At 64.3% G+C, this 17751-nt stretch carries 18 protein-coding genes; 5 read left to right on the top strand and 13 right to left on the bottom strand.

The annotated features are described in order from the left end of the window. The first annotated feature begins 96 nt into the window (after nucleotides 1-96). A complete protein-coding gene (xth, locus tag FXB38_RS25915) occupies nucleotides 97-894 on the top strand; it encodes an exodeoxyribonuclease III (protein ID WP_148753759.1) in 798 nt (265 codons plus the stop codon). Between the two features lie 68 nt (nucleotides 895-962). Here xth and FXB38_RS25910 read toward each other — a convergent pair whose 3' ends face one another. Both FXB38_RS25910 and ilvD read right to left on the bottom strand, forming a co-directional pair. Further along, complete coding sequence (locus FXB38_RS25910; RefSeq protein WP_148753758.1) at nucleotides 963-1787, bottom strand: tetratricopeptide repeat protein; 825 nt, start codon at nucleotides 1785-1787, stop codon at nucleotides 963-965. Continuing rightward, on the bottom strand, nucleotides 1774-3498 hold the full coding sequence (gene ilvD, locus FXB38_RS25905; RefSeq protein ID WP_148753757.1) for a dihydroxy-acid dehydratase: 1725 nt from the start codon (nucleotides 3496-3498) through the stop codon (nucleotides 1774-1776). The genes FXB38_RS25910 and ilvD overlap by 14 nt, the downstream gene beginning before the upstream one ends. A 509-nt stretch (nucleotides 3499-4007) precedes the next feature. Here ilvD and FXB38_RS25900 point away from each other — a divergent pair. Together FXB38_RS25900 and FXB38_RS25895 are read left to right on the top strand one after the other, a co-directional pair. Further along, nucleotides 4008-4286, top strand: coding sequence for a metal/formaldehyde-sensitive transcriptional repressor (locus tag FXB38_RS25900; protein WP_063706516.1), 279 nt, complete (start codon nucleotides 4008-4010; stop codon nucleotides 4284-4286). A gap of 4 nt (nucleotides 4287-4290) precedes the next feature. Beyond that, nucleotides 4291-5352 (top strand): nickel/cobalt efflux transporter, encoded by a 1062-nt coding sequence (locus FXB38_RS25895; RefSeq protein WP_148753756.1) that lies wholly within the window; start codon nucleotides 4291-4293, stop codon nucleotides 5350-5352. A 33-nt stretch (nucleotides 5353-5385) separates the two neighbouring features. Here the strand turns inward: FXB38_RS25895 and FXB38_RS25890 are convergent, their stop codons facing one another. From FXB38_RS25890 to FXB38_RS25860, 8 genes are all read right to left on the bottom strand, one after another. Continuing rightward, nucleotides 5386-6258: a DUF1259 domain-containing protein gene (locus FXB38_RS25890; RefSeq protein ID WP_148753853.1), complete on the bottom strand. Its 873-nt coding sequence runs from the start codon at nucleotides 6256-6258 to the stop codon at nucleotides 5386-5388. Nucleotides 6259-6703: 445 nt separating this feature from the next. Then, nucleotides 6704-7474, bottom strand: a complete 771-nt coding sequence (locus FXB38_RS25885; RefSeq protein WP_148753755.1) for a CbtA family protein — start codon at nucleotides 7472-7474, stop codon at nucleotides 6704-6706. Nucleotides 7475-7484: 10 nt separating this feature from the next. Then, nucleotides 7485-7679 (bottom strand): CbtB domain-containing protein, encoded by a 195-nt coding sequence (locus tag FXB38_RS25880; RefSeq protein ID WP_148753754.1) that lies wholly within the window; start codon nucleotides 7677-7679, stop codon nucleotides 7485-7487. A gap of 2 nt (nucleotides 7680-7681) precedes the next feature. Then, on the bottom strand, nucleotides 7682-7972 hold the full coding sequence (locus FXB38_RS25875; RefSeq protein WP_148753753.1) for a hypothetical protein: 291 nt from the start codon (nucleotides 7970-7972) through the stop codon (nucleotides 7682-7684). Nucleotides 7973-8177: 205 nt separating this feature from the next. Then, nucleotides 8178-8435, bottom strand: a complete 258-nt coding sequence (locus FXB38_RS25870; RefSeq protein WP_148753752.1) for a hypothetical protein — start codon at nucleotides 8433-8435, stop codon at nucleotides 8178-8180. A 150-nt stretch (nucleotides 8436-8585) separates the two neighbouring features. Continuing rightward, complete coding sequence (locus FXB38_RS25865) at nucleotides 8586-8798, bottom strand: hypothetical protein (protein WP_148753751.1); 213 nt, start codon at nucleotides 8796-8798, stop codon at nucleotides 8586-8588. 208 nt (nucleotides 8799-9006) lie between these two features. After that, complete coding sequence (locus FXB38_RS43030) at nucleotides 9007-9183, bottom strand: hypothetical protein (protein ID WP_187435144.1); 177 nt, start codon at nucleotides 9181-9183, stop codon at nucleotides 9007-9009. Between the two features lie 105 nt (nucleotides 9184-9288). After that, nucleotides 9289-11025, bottom strand: a complete 1737-nt coding sequence (locus tag FXB38_RS25860) for an adenylate/guanylate cyclase domain-containing protein (RefSeq protein WP_148753750.1) — start codon at nucleotides 11023-11025, stop codon at nucleotides 9289-9291. 321 nt (nucleotides 11026-11346) lie between these two features. Here FXB38_RS25860 and FXB38_RS25855 point away from each other — a divergent pair, with 321 nt between their 5' ends. Continuing rightward, nucleotides 11347-13524, top strand: a complete 2178-nt coding sequence (locus FXB38_RS25855; protein ID WP_148753749.1) for a lytic transglycosylase domain-containing protein — start codon at nucleotides 11347-11349, stop codon at nucleotides 13522-13524. A gap of 84 nt (nucleotides 13525-13608) precedes the next feature. On the opposite strand, the gene FXB38_RS25850 is transcribed toward FXB38_RS25855, so the two are convergent. From FXB38_RS25850 to FXB38_RS25840, 3 genes are read right to left on the bottom strand one after another with little or no spacing between them, the layout of a single operon-like run. Beyond that, complete coding sequence (locus FXB38_RS25850; RefSeq protein ID WP_246230137.1) at nucleotides 13609-13911, bottom strand: hypothetical protein; 303 nt, start codon at nucleotides 13909-13911, stop codon at nucleotides 13609-13611. A gap of 47 nt (nucleotides 13912-13958) precedes the next feature. Continuing rightward, nucleotides 13959-14147, bottom strand: a complete 189-nt coding sequence (locus tag FXB38_RS25845) for a hypothetical protein (RefSeq protein ID WP_148753748.1) — start codon at nucleotides 14145-14147, stop codon at nucleotides 13959-13961. Then, nucleotides 14144-14542, bottom strand: coding sequence for a hypothetical protein (locus FXB38_RS25840; RefSeq protein ID WP_246230135.1), 399 nt, complete (start codon nucleotides 14540-14542; stop codon nucleotides 14144-14146). The genes FXB38_RS25845 and FXB38_RS25840 overlap by 4 nt, the downstream gene beginning before the upstream one ends. Before the next feature lie 720 nt (nucleotides 14543-15262). Here FXB38_RS25840 and FXB38_RS25830 point away from each other — a divergent pair. Continuing rightward, entirely contained in the window at nucleotides 15263-17698 is a 2436-nt protein-coding gene (locus tag FXB38_RS25830) for a PAS domain-containing sensor histidine kinase (protein ID WP_148753746.1), read from the top strand. The last annotated feature ends 53 nt before the right edge of the window (nucleotides 17699-17751 follow it).

The following is a 17751-nucleotide window of genomic DNA, read 5'->3' as shown; positions in this document are numbered from 1 at the left end:
TTAAGCCGGGTTAATTTTGTGGGAGATTTTGCGGCGTCCTTGACGGGCACGTTTGCATTTTGTTCTAACCATGGCCCCTGCCCGGAGCGCGTCGACATGCCCATCAGAGTAGCCACCTGGAACGTGAATTCAGTCCGGCAGCGGATCGACCTGCTGCTGACCTGGCTCAGGGAGTGCCAACCGGACATCGTCTGCCTGCAGGAGATCAAATGCGTCGACGAGGCGTTCCCGCGGCTGGAGATCGAGGCGCTGGGCTACAACGTGGTCACCCACGGGCAGAAGACCTTCAACGGCGTCGCTTTGCTCTCCAAGCTCAAGTTCGACGAGACCAAGTCGGGGCTCGCCGGCGACGACGAGGACGCACACGCTCGCTTCCTTGAGGGCGTGGTGACGCTCAAGCGCGGCGTGATGCGCATCGCCTGCCTCTATCTGCCCAATGGCAATCCGGTCGGGACCGAGAAATATCCCTACAAGCTCAAATGGATGTCCCGGCTTCTTGAGTATTCGAAGGAGCGCCTTAAGACGGAGGAGCCGCTGATCCTCGCAGGCGACTTCAACGTCATTCCGCACGCCCGCGACGTCCACAATCCCGCCGCCTGGACCGAGGACGCCCTGTTCAAGGCCGAGACGCGGGAGAGCTTCCAGTCCCTGCTCGGCCTCGGCCTGACCGATGCGCTGCGGGCCGTCACCGACGAGCCCGGGCTCTATACTTTTTGGGACTACCAGGCGGGGGCCTGGCAGAAGAACCAGGGCTTGCGCATCGATCATCTGCTTCTATCGCCGCAGGCCAGCGACCGGCTCGCCAATGTCGGCATCGACAGCTATGTGCGGGCCTGGGAGAAGCCATCGGACCACGTGCCGGTGTGGGCGGATCTGGATCTGGAGGCGGCGTAAGCGCCACTCAGGTGGTGGGCGCGCTCCGCTTTTGCCCCACCTCACCTACGGCACCGAGGTCGCCGCGCTTACTCGTGGCGGCCCTGCACCCACTGTTCCAGCATTTGCAGGCACATGGCGCGGTCGTCGTCCGACGCCTTGGCGAAAGCGCGGTTGTAGTTTTCCTTGATCCAGGTCTCGTCGGTGCCGGCGCTGTCACGCGCCAAGGTCAGCCACATCAGGCCGCGCGCAGCCTGCCGCGGCAGGCGGTCGCCGTTGAACAGCATCTGCCCGAGCAGCGCCTGGGCCTCGTGCTGGCCCTTCTGGGCGGCGAGGCCGAGCCATCGTGCGCCGTAGCGGAAATCCTCGCGCGAGGCGTCCGGCGTCTTCAGATAGAGCCGGGCGAGATCGTACTGGGCATCCGCGTTGCCGAAATAAGAGGCCGCGTAGGAGAACATCTCCCGCGCCCGGTCCGGATCGGCCTTGATCTTCGAGTTCGGGATACCGCTCAAATAGTAGCGGCCGAGCGCGACGAAGGCGTTGGCCACGACCTGCGCCTGCGGCGCGGACGGGCTGTCCTCAGCATGGGCATTGGCGATGCGGGTGAAATATTCGAAGGCGCGCACGTCGTCCTGGGCCACGCCGTCGCCGCTGGCGTACATGCGGCCAAGCTTCCACTGCGCGATCGGGTGACCGCCCTCGGCGGCATATTGCAGAGCGCTGAGCGAGGTTTCCTGGGTCGCGACCGGCGGCAAGGACTTGCGCACCGCGCCCGCAGCACCGGGCAAGGTGGTCACGACCGGGATGGTCGCATCCTTCTGGTTGACCGGCGCACCGTCGAAGGCAAGCGCCGGCGCGGCCAGCGCGGCAGCCCCCAACACAAACGCAACAATGGCACGCCTAGATGTCCGCATAACACTGTTTCTCGTGCGCGCCGCCCGGATGGGTTACTGCCCCACCGACCGCTGGTCCAACCTGCTGGGCATATTTCCAGAGCGCGCCCGTCGTGTGGTTAGTCGCGCGAGCGCTCCATTTGGTCTTGCGTTGCGCGAGCTCGGCGTCGCTCAATTTTACGTTAAGGATTCCGGCAACGGCGTCGATCTCGATGATGTCGCCATCCTGCAACAGTGCGATCGGGCCGCCGATGGCGGCTTCGGGCCCGACATGACCGATGCAGAAGCCGCGGGTGGCGCCGGAGAAGCGGCCGTCGGTGATGAGCGCGATCTTGCCGCCCATGCCCTGGCCGGTCAGCGCCGCGGTGGTCTGGAGCATTTCCCGCATGCCGGGGCCGCCCTTGGGGCCCTCGTAGCGGATCACGATGACTTCGCCTTCGCGGTACGTGCGGTTCTGGACGGCCTCAAAGGCGTCCTCTTCCCGGTCGAAGCAACGCGCCGGACCGGTGAACCTCAGACTGGACATTCCCGCGACTTTCACGATCGCACCTTCTGGCGCCAAATTCCCCTTCAGACCAACCACACCGCCGGTGACGGTGATGGGCTTGTCTGCCGGGTGCACCACGTCCTGGTGCGGATTCCACTTCACGCTCTTGAGGTTTTCGGCGATCGTTCGACCGGTGACAGTGATGCAGTCACCGTGGAGAAATCCGTTGTCGAGCAGCGTCTTCATCAGAAGCGGTATGCCACCTACTTCAAACATGTCTTTGGCGACATAACGGCCACCCGGCTTCAAATCCGCGACATACGGTGTCTTTTTGAAGATTTCGGCGACGTCGAACAGGTCGAACTTGATGCCGGCTTCATGCGCGATCGCCGGCAGGTGCAGCGCAGCATTGGTCGAGCCGCCGGAGGCCGCGACCACGGCGGCCGCGTTCTCGAGCGCCTTGCGGGTGACGATGTCGCGCGGCCGGAGATTGGACGCGATCAGCTCCATTACCTTCTCGCCTGCGGTCATGCAGAAGGCGTCGCGGATTTCATACGGTGCCGGGGCACCGGCCGAGTAAGGCAGCGCCAGGCCGATCGCCTCGGAGACGGTCGCCATGGTGTTGGCGGTGAACTGCGCGCCGCAGGCGCCGGCCGAGGGGCACGCCACGCGCTCGATCTCGTCGAGATCCTCGTCCGACATGGCGCCGACCGAGTGCTTGCCGACGGCCTCGAACATGTCCTGCACGGTGACCTGCTGTCCGCGAAAATTGCCGGGCAGGATCGAGCCGCCATAGATGAAGATCGAGGGCACGTTGAGGCGGACCATCGCCATCATCATGCCCGGCAGCGACTTGTCGCAGCCGGCCAAGCCAACGAGCGCGTCATAGGCATGGCCGCGCACGGTCAGCTCGACGGAGTCGGCGATGCATTCGCGCGAGGGCAGCGAGGAGCGCATGCCGTCATGGCCCATGGCGATGCCGTCGGTGACCGTGATGGTGCAGAATTCGCGCGGCGTGCCGCCGGCGGACGCGACGCCCTTCTTCACCGCCTGCGCCTGGCGCATCAGAGAGATGTTGCAGGGGGCGGCCTCGTTCCAGCACGAGGCGACCCCGACGAAGGGCTGGTGGATCTGCTCGGTGGTCAGACCCATGGCGTAGAAGTAGGACCTGTGGGGCGCGCGCGAAGGGCCTTCCGTCACGTGACGGCTCGGCAGCCTCTGCTTGATGTTGGTCTTGGCGTCCATCGCGACCAGTTTCCTTGGCTAACCCTTGTCAGACCCGGAACATCAGACCCAAGATTTGAATCGACCCTGGGATTTTCCGCCGCCTGCAAGGGACCAGCCCAGCCCCTGAAACATTAGAGTTGGATTTTATTCATGTTTGGGTGTGGCCAAAAAGCGGCGCCGATGCGAACGGACTGCGATAGGGGTCAAATCGCGCGGGAATGTTGCATGAAGAGCACAAAAGTGGCTCAGAGGACACGGAAAAGCCTACTGTGTTACCCTCGTGAGACCGGCCATCCACAACTACAGATTTTGTGATGGGAGAGACGCGCCCAGCCTTGCGGCAATGGCGAGCGGAGCCAGACTGAGTCGACCGTTTCCCGCCCCATACATCCTTCGGGGCCTCCGCTGCGCGCCGGCGCCTCGGAGTGACGGTGATGGATGAGGGCTTTCTCCCTCCACACCAAAGGCAGCTGTACGATCAGCATCCACGCATTGACTCGTATAGGGTACCCCCCTATCTTATGGGCATGTCACATACGATCAAGCACAAGTCGAAGCTCATCGGTCGGGTCCGGCGTATCAAGGGCCAGCTCGAGGCCGTCGAGCGCGCGCTCGAGTCGGAGATCGGCTGCGCCGATGTGCTGATGCTGGTGGCTTCGGTGAAAGGCGCGATCAGCGGTCTCACCACCGAGCTGTTGGAAGACCACATCCGCCATCATGTCGTGGATCCCGCGCACGAGAAGGATCCGGAGAAGGCCAAGGGCGCCGCCGACCTCATCGACGTCGTCCGAACCTATTTGAAGTGAAGGGATGACCGACCTGTCTCACCTGCTCCAGCAGAGCAGCGCGCATGCATGGCTGTTCGTGCCTAGCGCCATCCTCCTCGGCGCGCTGCATGGTCTCGAGCCCGGGCATTCCAAGACCATGATGGCTGCGTTCATCATTGCAATCAGGGGCACCGTGCTTCAGGCCGTGCTGCTCGGCCTGTCGGCGACCATCTCCCATACCGCCATCGTCTGGGCGATCGCACTCGCGGGGTTGTATTTCGGCCGGGAATTATCAGGCGAACGCAGCGAGGCCTATCTGCAAATGGCGTCCGCCGTCATCATCATCGGCATCGCCGGCTGGATGGTCTGGCGCACCTGGCGGGAGCAGAACCACGCGCACGACCATCACCACCACGACGAACCGCAATCCATCTCGCTGGCAGGGTTGCAGCTCTTGCTGGAGGTGTTCGAGGACGGCGTGCCCCCTCGCTGGCGGATCCGGAACGAGGCCGGCGAACTTCCCGCCGCCCGCGATATCAAGGTGACCACCATCCGCGAGGACGGCTCGGAGCAGACATTCGCGTTTGCCGCTTGCGATGGATACCTCGAAAGCGTCGGGGAGATTCCCGAGCCGCATGCGTTCAAGGCGCGCGTCGCCCTTGCCGGCGACGCCACCGAGATCCTGTTTGAGGAGCATGATCACGACCACATGGATCTCGGCGACGAGGACGACGCGCACGCGCGCGCCCATGCCGCCGACATCCGCAAGCGCTTTGGGGGCCGCAACGTGACGAGGGCACAGATCGTGCTGTTCGGCCTCACCGGTGGACTGATCCCCTGCCCCGCCGCGATCACCGTGCTGCTGCTTTGCATACAGCTGAAGCAATTCAGCCTCGGCTTTGTCCTTGTGCTGTCCTTCGGTGTCGGGCTTGCGATCACGATGGTGTCGGCAGGCGTTCTCGCCGCGCTCAGCCTGCGCCACGTCGAACGGCACTGGGGCGGCTTCAGCCGTTACGCCCACCGCGCGCCCTACGTGTCGGCGGCCCTGATCGTCTTCGTCGGCCTCTACACCGGCTGGACTGGCCTGCACGAACTGATGTCGTGATCGGCAGCGGCGCGGCATCGGCTGCCTGTCCGGTCAGCCTTTCGTGCTCGCAGTCTTATCAAGCGCGGCCCGCAGGCCCTTGGCGAGCTTGATGGCGTCGTCGTGAGCCCAGAAGTGCATGAAGAAGAGCCGTGGCTGCTCATCCAGCATGTGGCTGTGCAGTGCCGTCATCTCGATGCCATTCGCCAGCAGTGCCGCAAGCACCGAATTCACCTCGTCACCCGACAGAACGAAGTCGCCGGTGATGGCGGCGTTGCCCCCGCCGGTTGGCTGGAAGTTGATGCCGATCGCAACGCCCATCGCCCCGACGGGGGTGAGCGGCATGCCCTCCTGCGTGATCGGATCGCGGCGCTTGACGTTGAATTGGTAGACGCCGCCATTGGCCTGTCCCTTCGCGCCGATGATCTGGTCGAGCTTGGCTGTATCGAGATCGACGGCGGGCGGCGGATTGGCCGATGCTGCAACAGTCAGCGGAGTCTTGCTTTCGGCGAGTGCGTCGTGGATCGCCGAGGCCAATTTGACGGGGTCGCCGTGTCCCGCGACATGCATGTAGAACGTCGCCGGGCTCGCACGCAGGAGGTGGTTGTGCACGGCGGTGATCTCGAGACCGCTCGCGATCATCTTCGCCATCACGGGATTGATTTCGGTCTCGAGGAGCACAAGGTCGCCCATGACCATGGCGCCGCCATGGGCTGGCTTGAACGCCACCCAGCCGCCGAGGGCCAGTGCCGGCTTGATCGCGACCCCGTCCAGAGTCACGGAGAGATCGTTGCGAGGAAACCCGTATCGGTGGACATCATCCGAGACGGCGGCCTTGCGGCCTAGCGTTTGGTCGATCGCCTGCCAGTTGATGTCTTCCGCCCGGGCCGGCGCGATGAATTGCGCAGCGAGCGACGCTGGGCCCATGACGGCGGCCAGCAAGATGGCTGCGCGACAGGTTGTTCGTAGTCGCATGGTCATTCTCCTGGTGTCCCTGCCCCAGGTCGAATCCGTTTTTCGGGCTCAGGCATCCGCACCGCGCGCGCCGACGCATGCCGCGCGAGGCGAATGAGCCATTCTGTCGAAAGAAATCGAGGTGCGTGAAGTGGACATGCTGCGCCCTTGATGATCAGGACGCGATGCTTGGGCATGTCGCCTCGCGGGGAGACCGCATATCCCCGATGCCTCAACTAGAGACCCGGGAGTCCAAGCTGTCAATCGCGTGCAATCAGCGGATCCGCGAAAAGATTTCGCCGATGCCATGGAACGAAATCGATTGACGCCCTCTCGCCCGGCTTGGTCCAGGGCGCCTGGCCGTTCGGCTTTGTCAAGACGGTCTGACGGCGGTCGCCTTGCGGCGATGGGGCAAGCTTTAGGTGCGCTGGTCCGCACCGCGATCGAAACGCGCGAACATCGCGCTCGTCAGACCGCCGAGCAAGGTCCAGAACACCAGGCTCGTCACCGTTACCGCCGTGACGAATTGATGCGTCAGCGACGACGGCACGTTGGTCTCGATGTTGGCGAGCTCAGGTGCGCCGATCAGATGCGGCAGGGTCAGCAGGATCACGCCGGCGATCGCGGCCGGCACCGAGCGGCGGAAGGCGATCAAAGCGAGCCCTCCGGCCGTGGCCAGCACGGCGGCGAGCCACCAGATCTGGCGCGACAAAAGCGGCGCGGCAGGCACGCCGGGCAGCTCCGGAGGCAGGCCGAGGCCGGGCGCCAGGGTGAAGACGGCAAAGCCCGCAAGGCCCCACAGCAGGCCTTCATGCCAGGACACAAGGGCCCCCGTAGCGCCGCTGCGCACGGCGAAGAAGCCGGCCAGCAGCAGCGCGAATCCGATCGCGGTCAGGATATTGGCGGCCGCAGTATAGGCGTTGCGCTCGAAACCATCGCGCGGCTCCCAGGCCCCGGCGCCATGGTCGTGGCCGCCGGCGCCATGGTCATGGCCTGCGTGGTCATGCCCGGCTGCTGCCGGTTGCGCAGTGGCCGGAGTGTCATGCTGGTGCGCCTCCGCCGCCTTCTCGAAGACTTCCGCCTTCAGGATCAGGGGGACGGTGCCGAACTGCTGGACGACGGTGACGATGAGACCGACGATGAAACCGGCAATGACCGACGCGAAGACGATCGAGCGAAATGTGCTCATGCCACCCCGGTTAGTGGCAGGGGAACGCGTTCGAGTGCCGCACGTCGTGGGCGGCGTTGTGGACGACGTCGATGTGGGAGAAGCCGACCATGCCGACGACGAACACGCCGAGCACCATGGCCATCAGAGCCTGCGACAACCGTCCCACCTGCCCGGCGGCGACCGGAAGCGTGACCTGGGCGTCTGCGAGCTGGGACTGGCTCATGGCTATTCTCCGTTGGCGATTTGCGCGTCTTCTAGCAGCTTCCGGGCGATGTCGCGACTGGTAAGATGCAGGCTCGTCCCCGGCAAAATGCCCTTGCGGGCGATCTTGGCACCGGCTGCGGCCCGAAAGGCGGCCTCAAACTGCCGGAAATAGCCGAAGCAGGCGTCCGGCGTCGGCTCGCTGCCCAGCAAGGTCCGGAAGGCGCCCCGGTGCACGGCGCAGATCGCGCCATGTCCGGCGACGGGAAACACCAGCGACGCGATGTCGTCGCGCCAATGGACCTCGTTGCTCAAGCTGTCGCGCGCCCCGTGAGCACCATAGGTGAACTCCCGGCGCTACCCTACCACAGCTATCGCTGAATTCCGCCAGCTCGCAATCAGGCCGGCTCACGCTCCGCGCGCGTCCTGATCATGGCCCGGTCGCCGGCGTCGGCAAGTTGGCCGATGCCGGTGCGACCCGTCAGCGCGCAGGGGGATGTTCTTGGCGACCTGCCGAACCCTAGGTTCGCCCGCGCAGGCGTTGGGCCCGGGCCCAGGCCGCGGTCACCTCGTGCGGGGGAATGTCGACGCGCTTGATCGGTAACAGCTGCCCGGACGCAGAGACGATCGCGGTCTCCTCACGGCGGCAGCGCGGACAGACGAACCTAACCTCATGCGGCTGCGCCGACCAGCTCGCGCGTTTGACGTTGGCCGCCATCGGCCAAGCCTCGCAATGCGAGCAAGACACGAGAAACCGGCCGGGATCGAGCGTACCCATCCATAGGACTCCGTGTCCTGCCCGCTTACTCCAATGACTATCCTGTAATGACTATCCTGTGTGATCGTTCCGGTGTCCCGGCACCGCCGAGCGAGCTCATAGCCACATAGGCTAGCGTGTCGTGCGCGACCTCGCCGGCATGCCTTGCTTTCAGTGCGCGCCGCGGAGGGTGCAGGAGGTGGTGCACGTGACCGTATTGCCATGGTCACACGACTTGCAGGCGGCAACGCACTGGTTCATGTCGCGGGGATTGTAGGAGCTGTAGTTCCGCAGCGCGCAGAGCGGTGTCGAGCCCGTGACGTCCTGCTCCTGGTTGCAGGCTGCCGTCAGAAGCGCAAACAAGATGACCGCAAGCAGACGCATGGGATGTCAACCATCGAACGAGCTACAGGCAATTTCGCATGGCGACCTTGCCCCAGGCATTCCCATCGCCGGGAGACGCAATGCGCGACTCCCCGCTTCCCATCAAGGATGCGTCTTAATTGTTAAGAACGGCTTGCGATCACGCGCGATCCTGCAAACGCAGGGATGCCGCGTCGTGCCTCGTTCCAATTGGAACCCTTAAGCCGTTTCAGGCCGCCGCCTTGGTCGCGATCGCCTGGCGCATGTCCACCGCAAGCTGGCGGTACTGCTCCCCGAGCTTCAGGTAAAACTCGCGCTTCTTGCTGTCGGTGGCGAGCTTGGCAATCAGCTCGCATTCGGCGGTGAGCGTCTCGAACCGCTCCAGCCTGTCCTCAAGTTCTGTCATCGGCGTATCCCCATTAAACGCCTCAAGGACAACTAACCTAAGCCCAGACATTAGGTCATTGCGAACATTGTTATAGGGTAGAATCAATTATTCGCGGGCGGACGGCTATTTGCTCTCCAACCGCCAAGCGCCGTTCCAATCGGCTGCCGGCGGGTTGGCCTCGAACTGTGCAATGCGGGCGAGCATGGCGCGCGACGGGCCGTCGCCGGGAGCGCTCTCCAGCGCCGCGTTGAACGCGCTGCGTGCCTCGTCGAAACGACACGCGCGATAGGCGGCAAGGCCTTCCGCATAGTACGCGCGCAGGCTCTCCTGCGGCGGATTGGGCGCGCCTGCCCTGCCCATCACCTCGAACACGGGCTGCGGCACGCTTTGGCCGACCACCGCGAGACGGTCGATCTCGCGCAATTCGAGGCGCGCGCCGATCGCCTCGGCGGTCGCCTGCGAGATCAGGATGCGGGTGCCGTAGACCTTGTTGGCGGCCTCCAGCCGCGAGGCGAGGTTCACCGCGTCGCCCATCACCGTAAAGCTCATCATCAGCTCGGAGCCGATGCTACCGGTCAGGACCTCGCCAGTGGCGATGCCGATGCGCAAATCGCACGGCACCGGCATGGCGCGGATGCCGAGCAGGTCCGGCAATTGCTTCTGCAACGCGGGCACTTCGTCGGCCATATCGATGGCGGTAAGCCCGGCGAGCAGCGCCTGCTCGTCCTCCTCGACGAAGGGCGGGCCCCAATAGGACATGATGGCGTCGCCGATATATTTGTCGATCACGCCACGGTTGTTCCGGATCGGAGCTGACATCACCGTGAAATAGTGGTTCATCACCTTGACCAGGCCGCGCGGGGTCATGCCCTCGCTCATCGAGGTGAAGCCGCTCATGTCAGAGAACATGATGGTCATCACCCGGCGCTGGCCGTCGATGGCAACCTCGGGCCGGTCGATCAGGCCCTGCACCACCTTGGGATCGATATAGCGGCCGAACGTCTCGCGGATGCGCTCGTTGTGGCGCAACTGCTCGATCATGCGGTTGAAGGCGGCCGCGAGCTCGCCGATCTCGTCCTGGGTCGAGACCGTGATGGCCTTGTCGAAGCGGCCCGCCTCGACCTCGCGAGTGCCGGCGAGCAGCAGCCGCACCGGGCGGGTGATGCCGCTACTGACCAGCAGCGCAAAGGCAAATCCGACCACCGCCGCAAGGACGGTGACGATGCCGGAAATGATGATCGCCTGCCGCTGGTGGCGGATCACCTGCGACGTAGAGACGAAAACCTGCTTCAGCATGTCGGCCCGGATCGCGTCGATCTTCTGGTTGAACTGGTCGCGCAGCGCGTCGATATGCTCCAGCGTATTGCGGGCTTCTGTCATCTGCTGGGCGTCGATCTGCTTGAGCAGCTTTGCGTGGTCCTCGTTCTGATCGCGGCGCAGCTCGATGACGGCGGTCTCGATCCGGGTCTCGATCCGGGCCAGCGCGGCATTGTCGGAAGGCGTCCTGGTATCGTCGATGATCGCGTTGATGTGCTTGCGCGCGCTCTCGGCCTCCTGCTCGATCTTGCGGTCAGCGTCCTCGAACTCGCGCAAGCGCGCCGCATAGGCCTCCTCGTCCGTTGGCGACTGCATCTTCATCATCACCATGCGCCGCAGCGCTACCGCCCGCTCCAGCGAACGGATATTGGCGCGCGCCAGATCTCCGTAGGCCGGGATGTAGCGGTTGGTCAGCTCGTCAAGGAGGATGCCGACCTGGCTGGACATCACCATCGACAGGATCGAGGTGACCAGCATCAGGACGATCAATCCGAGGGCGATGCCGACGATCTTGCGCCGGATCGACTGGTTGAAAAGCGGCATGAGGCGCGGGCAAAGGGGTGAAAGAAGGCTCGGGAACCCAATACACCGAATTTGGGCCCGGGAACACGCGCAATCTGGCCGTTCACGCGCCAAGAGCTGCCGCAACCGTCGCGCAAACCCTATTCGTTAACGAAGGTTAAGAGCTCTCCGTTTATCCTCCGTTGCGCAAGTTCCCGCGTTCCATCCGTATTTTGCCGCATTGTTGCGGCAGCGTGAGGAATGCGAAACGATGCCGTGTCATCGTTCTTGATGGGGTTTTGATTCTCGGCCGCATGTCGTCGCGGATTTTGGTTTGTGCTGGTTTCGCAGGGGGACCACGGAATGAACCAGTGCCTACGCTCGCTCGCGTGTGTGTTTGCCATGGCCGCTGTAGCCCTCCTTCCGACGGAGCTGGCAGCGAAGACCAAGTCATCAGCGCCGAAGAAGACGCATGAGGCCAAAACCGGCAAGCACCGTCATGCTGCATCCGGCAAGCACGGCAAACATGCCGAGGCCAGGCGCAAGTCGAAAAAGCAGGACGACGAGCCCGCGGACAAGCCCGCCCCGCCGCCGCTGACCGGCGACCTCGCCGCGCTCAAGGACGCGATCGACCTTGCACGCAAGGGCAAGACCGATGATGCGACCGCGGCGCGCGACCGCATCGCCGATCCCGCCGGACAAAAGCTCGCCGACTGGTTCATGCTGCGCCATTCCGAGAGCACGGCGGATTTCAAGCGCTACGCCGCCTTCCTCGCCGCCAATCCGGATTGGCCGAGCGCCGCGCTGCTGCGCCGGCGCGCCGAGGCGCGGCTGTGGCAGGAGAAGACCGATGCGGCCACCGTGCACGCCTTCACGATGGACCGGCCCACCAGTGCCAAGGGCGGTTTCGCGCTCGCCCGCGTGCTGCTCGCCGAAGGCGACAGCGACAGGGCCGCGCGTCTGGTGCGTGAGGCCTGGCGCTCGGAGGAACTGTCCGAGCACAGCGAGGAGGATTCCTACGCAGCGTTCCGCGACCTCCTGACCGCCGAGGATCATCGCGCCCGCATGGACAAGCGCCTTGGCGCCAAGGACTACGCCGGCGCAAGGCGTGCGGCCAAGCGGCTTGGCGAGGACGCGCTCGCGATCGTCAAGGCCTGCGCGGCGGTCAACGGCAAGGAGAACAAGGCCAAGGACTACCTCGAAGACGTCTCGGCCGATGCTCGCCGCGACCTCGGCTATGTCCTCTGCCGCGCGCAATGGCATCTCCAGAAGGACCGCATCGACGATGCGGCCGAGGTGATCCTCGCTGCGGCGCCCGACACCATGGCGGTGCAGGATACCGACGCCTGGTGGCGCGAGCGCCGCCTCCTGGCGCGAAAACTGCTCGACCAGGGCAAGTCCGGGACGGCCTATGATGTGGTGCGCGCCGCCGCGGTGCCGGCGATGGAGGTCTATCGCGTCGACTATCACTTCATGTGCGGCTGGATCGCGCTGCGCTATCTCGGCGATCCCAAGACCGCGATGATGCACTTTGCGGCGATCGACGAGGGCTCGCCCAATCCGCTCGCGCTATCGCGCGCCCATTACTGGCGCGGGCGCGCCGCCGAAGCCATGGGGGCCACAGCCGACGCGCGCATGAGCTACAGGGCCGCCGCGCGCTATCCAACCGCCTATTACGGCCAGCTCGCCCGTGCACGCCTCGGCCTCGAGGGAATCGAGCTGCGGGCGCCCTCGCCCGTGCTGGCCTCCGTCGGCGCGCCGGCCACGGACGAGCGCGTGCGCGCCGCCGACATGCTGTACGGCATCGGAGAGCGCGACACGGTGTATTACTACGCCGAGGATTTCGCCAAGGAGAGCACCGACGTCGCGGCGCTCGAAGCGCTCGGCGAGCTCGCCGGCCGGCGCAACGATGCGCGCGTCATGCTCGAGGTCGGCAAGTCGGCGCTGGCGCGCGGGCTGGCCCTGGACCATTACGCCTTCCCGACGATCGGCATTCCTGAACATAAGCAGGTCGCGCCCGCGATCGAGACCAGCGTGATCTATTCAGTGGCACGCACCGAGAGCTCGTTCAACCAGCGCGACAAGTCGGCCGCCAATGCCGTCGGGCTCATGCAGGTAACGCCCGAAGCCGGCCGCGATACAGCAAAGCGCTTCGGCGTGACCTATGACTGGGACAGGATGGTCTCCGATCCCGTCTACAACACGCAGATGGGTGCCGCCGAGCTCAGCGCGTTGCTGTCGGAATATCGCGGCAACCAGATCATGACCTTCGCCGGCTACAATGCCGGCCGCGGCCGGGTGCGCGAATGGGTGCAGGCCCACGGCGACCCCAGAGATCCCAAGATCGATCCGGTCGACTGGGTCGAGCGCATCCCGCTGTCGGAGACGCGCAACTACGTGCAGCGGGTGATGGAGAACGTGCTGGTTTACCGGGCCCGCTTCGAGGGCAGCGGTATGGTGGCCGGCAAGGACGTCCAGCGTGTCACGTCACAAGACGTGGGTGCGGCACCGACGGCATCGGCCGCAGCCCCCTCGCCCTAGGCCCGCACCGCCGGGGCTGGAGCGCGGCGCGAAGCTGGACGCGGTGACTGCGGCCGACGGCTCTGCGCGGCCGGCATCGTGGGGTCAGCCGTCACCTCCTTCCGTGGTCAGAAGGTCGTGCGCGCGCAGATAGGCTTCGGTCAGCGAGCGCGAGAGTGCGCCCATCTGCATCATCAAGCTCCAGGCCGAAATGGCCGTGAGCGCCGTGATCGCCTCGAGCGAACTGCGGAAGGGCCAGAATATCTCCATGGTTGCCTGCTGCCGGTAGCAGTCATAGTCGCAGTACCGCTCTTGCATGGAGGCATGCCGGAGGTAACTCGCGCCCAGCGGCCGGGCGCAGGCGCTACAGGTAGCGCCGAGGCGAGGTGTTTCCTGATTGACGAGCATGAATCTCAACGTCGTGCCCTCTCTTGCCGCCTCGACCGGTTCTCTCCTCAGGACGCCGCTCGCACACGCTCCCCGATCGGCGCCAACGCTTCGTGATGAAGCGCGTAGCATTCGTGGTCGCAGTAGGGCAGCAGCGTTCGGACGTCGCGCAAATAGCTGCCGCTGATCTCCTCGCAGCACCACAGACAGAACGTCTTGCGGAAAGGGGTCCTGCCGTTCACCAATACGAACCTCACGTGGCACCTCCCAGCGCGAAGCAATAGACCGTATCGACCAGGGAAGCGGACGGCGGCGGCGCGCAAAGATGGTTGCGGCCGTCGGGATTGTCCCTGTTTCGCTCGACTTTCTGGACCGGGATCAGGATGTATTTCCCGTCCTCCCGGCGCCGCGCGTAGATCTTGCCGTCGACATAGCGGATCTCGGTCGGGTAGCAATCCGCGCTGTTGCAGCAGCTCAGCACCGGATTGTCGGGCATGTGCCAGCTCGAATAAAACTTCTCGTGCAGAAGCTCGTCCTGAGGCGGATGGTGACGATGTGCAGCATCCGGTCCAACCTCGTCGGCCTTCACGCCCGTCATCAGGGGAAGCGGCAGCGCGATCGCCAGGAGGAGCTTGCCGACACGGTTCAACACGTAGCCTCCTGGTTCGGAAGTTTCCTGGTGACTGTCCCCGCGGCTGGTCCTTACGCCGCCTGGAACCGGAACAGCCAGCGGCGGTCGCGCTCACGGCGCGCCCTGAAGCGATCGAGACATTTCCGGGAGCAGAGCGGCGCTCGCCAGGAATAATACCGGATCAGGCCGAACTTCCCGCTGCAGACGGCGCAGCTTTTTGCGGCAGAAGGGCGCTCGGAGTGTTCGGGCTTATCGCACATGATCCTCTCCTCTTCGCCTCTGATGGGTGCCTCTGATGGTCCAGGCTCCCACGGGCGCTGATGCACGGTCATCACGTTCGTCAACGAAATGCGGCTTCTCAATCATGACCGGCCAGATCATCGGCAAGTCAGGCGCCGGCGAAGGCGAAGCTGGCCTCTTCGGTGCACGACACCGAGCTACTCGACGGTTCGTGCTTCGCGATCGACTCCACTGGATTGACGGTGAGACTAGTCCCCATGCGGCGGGCCGCTCAATTGTACGGAAGTAAATGCAGCGTATGACTAGGGTTGCGCGACCTATACATAGGTTTGTCCGGTAGTTTTCCGGAGTTTCGCCCGCGCGCAACGAGACGGCGCAAGCCTGGCAAGCTGCACGGAGGCCGCGAATTTCCGGTGCGGAAATCCCGCTTTGATCGGAATTGCCCCTGTTGGAGCAAAGTGCTCTACTCGCCCTGCCCCCAAGCGGGCCGGGACGCCTGCGATGATGCCTGGCCAGATCGCAAAATTAGGGAACTCGGCCGCGCAATTCCTGCTCGGCGGCCTTGCGGCGCTTCGATCTCTCGGCAATGCAGCGAAAGACGAGCCCGCGGCTGGAGAAGGCCGGCGGCAGGATAACGCCGACCTGCGCGACGCCGTAAAGCAATGGCGACAGGTGTTCGAGCACAATCCGGTCATGTACTTCATGGTCGATCCCGCCGGAACGGTGCTCAACGTGAATCCATTTGGCGCCGCGCAACTAGGCTACACCGCGGCCGAGCTGACCGGCCAATCCGTGCTGAACGTCTTCTTCGAAGAGGACCGCGATTTCGTCCGTCGCTGTGTCGGGCTGTGCCTGGAAACCGTGGACCAGTCGCACACCTGGGAGATTCGCAAGATCCGGAAGGACGGCTCGGTTCTCTGGGTCCGTGAAAACGCCAAGGCCATGCTGCGCGGCGACGGTACGCCCCTCGTGCTGGTCGCCTGCGAGAACATCACCCAGCGCAAGGAGGCGGAGGATGCGCTGCGACAGAGCGAGGCCTACCTTGCCCAAGCTCAGGAATTGAGCCGCACCGGCAGCTTCGGCTTGAGTCTGGCAACCCGCGAGGCCGTCTGGTCCAGGGAGACCTTTCGCATCTTCCAATGTGACCCGGAGGTGAGGCCGACCCTGGATTTCGTTTTCCAGCGCATCCATCCGGAAGATCGCGATGCGGTCAGCAAGACCCTCGATCGCGCCTTCCGCGACGTGGAGGATTTCGACCATGAATATCGCCTGCTGATGCCCGATGGATCAATCAAATATCTCCATTCCGTGGCGCGCGCGGTGAGACATGGATCCGGGTACATCGAGTTTGTCGGAGCCGTCACTGACGTCACGACTGCAAAGGAAGCGGAACAGAGGTTGCGCCGCAGCGAGGCCTATTTGACCGAAGCCCAGCGCCTCAGCCATACCAGCAGCTGGGCCTGGGACGTGCGTCGCCAGGAGTTCGCTTACCGATCGGCCGAACTCTACCGCTTGTTTGGATTCGACCCGGACCAGATCGATCTGTCGGCACGGGCTTTCCAACAGCGGATCCTCGCCGAAGACTTTGGCCGGATTGTCGATATGGAACGTCAGGCAATCCAGCAAAAGCAGCCTTTCGAAGTTGATTTTCGGATTATGCGTCCGGACGGTTCGGTAAGACACGTTCATACGGAGGGGCATCCCGTCATCGGCGGGGACGGCGATGTGATGGAAATCATCGGCACCCACGTGGACGTCACCGAGCAGTTTGCTGCAAAACAAGCGCTGCGAAAGGCCTTTGACGAACTCAAGCAATCCGAGCAGCGATTCCGCGACTATGCCGAAACCGCATCGGACTGGTTTTGGGAGACCGGGCCGGACCACCGTATCACACGGATCTCGGAACATGCCGATACGGCCGGTGCCGTGCCCACGGGCGTGATCGGTCTCGCCCGTTGGGACATTCCGCCCGACGCCGAGCTCGAGCCCGAGAAGTGGGAGCGGCATCGCGCGACGCTCGATGCCCATCTTCCGTTTCGCGACCTGGTGTACCGAAGCAAGGATCGCAACGGATCTCCAATCTACGTGCGCACCAGCGGCAAGCCCTTGCACGATGCGAACGGCAGCTTTCTCGGCTATCGTGGCGTCAGCAGCGACGTGACGGCGGCGATCCGTGCCGAGCAGGCCGAAGAAGCACTGCGCAAAGCGCAAGCCGAGCTTGCTCACATCACGCGCGTCACGATGCTCGGCGAACTCGCGGCCTCGATTGCCCACGAGATCAATCAACCCTTAGCCGCCGTGATCTCCAATGCGGATGCCTGCATCGGATGGATCGACCGCGAGCCGGTCGAACTGAATGCCGCGCGCCGTTCCGTGGAATGGATCGTCGAGGACGCCAATCGCGCCAGCGAGGTGATCCGCCGGATCAGAGCGCTTGCCAAGAAGACCGAGATCGAGATGGCTCCACTCGACATGAACCAGCTCGTCAGGGAGACCGTGGCGCTCGTTCGGCGCGAGCTTGCCACCCATGCTGTGTCGGTGCGAATGGAGCTGGCGTCCGCCCTGCCCCGGGTTTGCGGCGACCGGATCCAGCTGCAGCAGGTGCTGATCAATCTGGTCATGAACGGGATTGAAGCCATGCACGCCAATGTGGAACGCCCGCGCGAGCTTGCGATCCGCTCCAGCCAGGTGAGCGAGCACGGCGAAGGCCGCATGCTCGTGACCGTGACAGATCGCGGAGTTGGCCTTGGCAACGGCGCGACGGAGCGCATCTTCACACCTTTCTTCACGACAAAGCCGAGCGGCCTGGGGATGGGACTGTCGATCTGCCGATCGATCATCGAGGCTCACGCGGGCCGGCTCTCGGCCTTCCCCAATGACGGGAGCGGTGCAACATTCCAGATTGCCCTGCCCTTGCCGACCGAGAACACGTCGTGACCGACCTTCCCAAGGCCGCGACGGCGCGGACAAGCGTCGACGATGCGATCGTC

The sequence above is a fragment of the Bradyrhizobium cytisi genome, assembly GCF_008123515.1.
Taxonomy (GTDB): domain Bacteria; phylum Pseudomonadota; class Alphaproteobacteria; order Rhizobiales; family Xanthobacteraceae; genus Bradyrhizobium; species Bradyrhizobium cytisi.
The sequence above is the reverse complement of the archived record's forward strand: the minus strand, read 5'-3'. Positions and strand labels throughout refer to the sequence as shown.

What these genes read in the sequence shown, in the direction of transcription:
- FXB38_RS25860 (WP_148753750.1), bottom strand. Translation starts at nt 11,025, where the DNA reads ATGCCGCTTTTCAACCAGTCGATCCGGCGCAAGATCGTCGGCATCGCC.
- FXB38_RS25895 (WP_148753756.1), top strand. Translation starts at nt 4,291, where the DNA reads ATGACCGACCTGTCTCACCTGCTCCAGCAGAGCAGCGCGCATGCATGG.
- xth (WP_148753759.1), top strand. Translation starts at nt 97, where the DNA reads ATGCCCATCAGAGTAGCCACCTGGAACGTGAATTCAGTCCGGCAGCGG.
- FXB38_RS25855 (WP_148753749.1), top strand. Translation starts at nt 11,347, where the DNA reads ATGAACCAGTGCCTACGCTCGCTCGCGTGTGTGTTTGCCATGGCCGCT.
- FXB38_RS25880 (WP_148753754.1), bottom strand. Translation starts at nt 7,679, where the DNA reads ATGAGCCAGTCCCAGCTCGCAGACGCCCAGGTCACGCTTCCGGTCGCC.
- FXB38_RS43030 (WP_187435144.1), bottom strand. Translation starts at nt 9,183, where the DNA reads ATGACAGAACTTGAGGACAGGCTGGAGCGGTTCGAGACGCTCACCGCC.
- FXB38_RS25885 (WP_148753755.1), bottom strand. Translation starts at nt 7,474, where the DNA reads ATGAGCACATTTCGCTCGATCGTCTTCGCGTCGGTCATTGCCGGTTTC.
- FXB38_RS25830 (WP_148753746.1), top strand. Translation starts at nt 15,263, where the DNA reads ATGATGCCTGGCCAGATCGCAAAATTAGGGAACTCGGCCGCGCAATTC.
- FXB38_RS25865 (WP_148753751.1), bottom strand. Translation starts at nt 8,798, where the DNA reads ATGCGTCTGCTTGCGGTCATCTTGTTTGCGCTTCTGACGGCAGCCTGC.
- FXB38_RS25890 (WP_148753853.1), bottom strand. Translation starts at nt 6,258, where the DNA reads ATGGGCCCAGCGTCGCTCGCTGCGCAATTCATCGCGCCGGCCCGGGCG.
- ilvD (WP_148753757.1), bottom strand. Translation starts at nt 3,498, where the DNA reads ATGGACGCCAAGACCAACATCAAGCAGAGGCTGCCGAGCCGTCACGTG.
- FXB38_RS25850 (WP_246230137.1), bottom strand. Translation starts at nt 13,911, where the DNA reads ATGCTCGTCAATCAGGAAACACCTCGCCTCGGCGCTACCTGTAGCGCC.
- FXB38_RS25910 (WP_148753758.1), bottom strand. Translation starts at nt 1,787, where the DNA reads ATGCGGACATCTAGGCGTGCCATTGTTGCGTTTGTGTTGGGGGCTGCC.
- FXB38_RS25870 (WP_148753752.1), bottom strand. Translation starts at nt 8,435, where the DNA reads ATGGGTACGCTCGATCCCGGCCGGTTTCTCGTGTCTTGCTCGCATTGC.
- FXB38_RS25900 (WP_063706516.1), top strand. Translation starts at nt 4,008, where the DNA reads ATGTCACATACGATCAAGCACAAGTCGAAGCTCATCGGTCGGGTCCGG.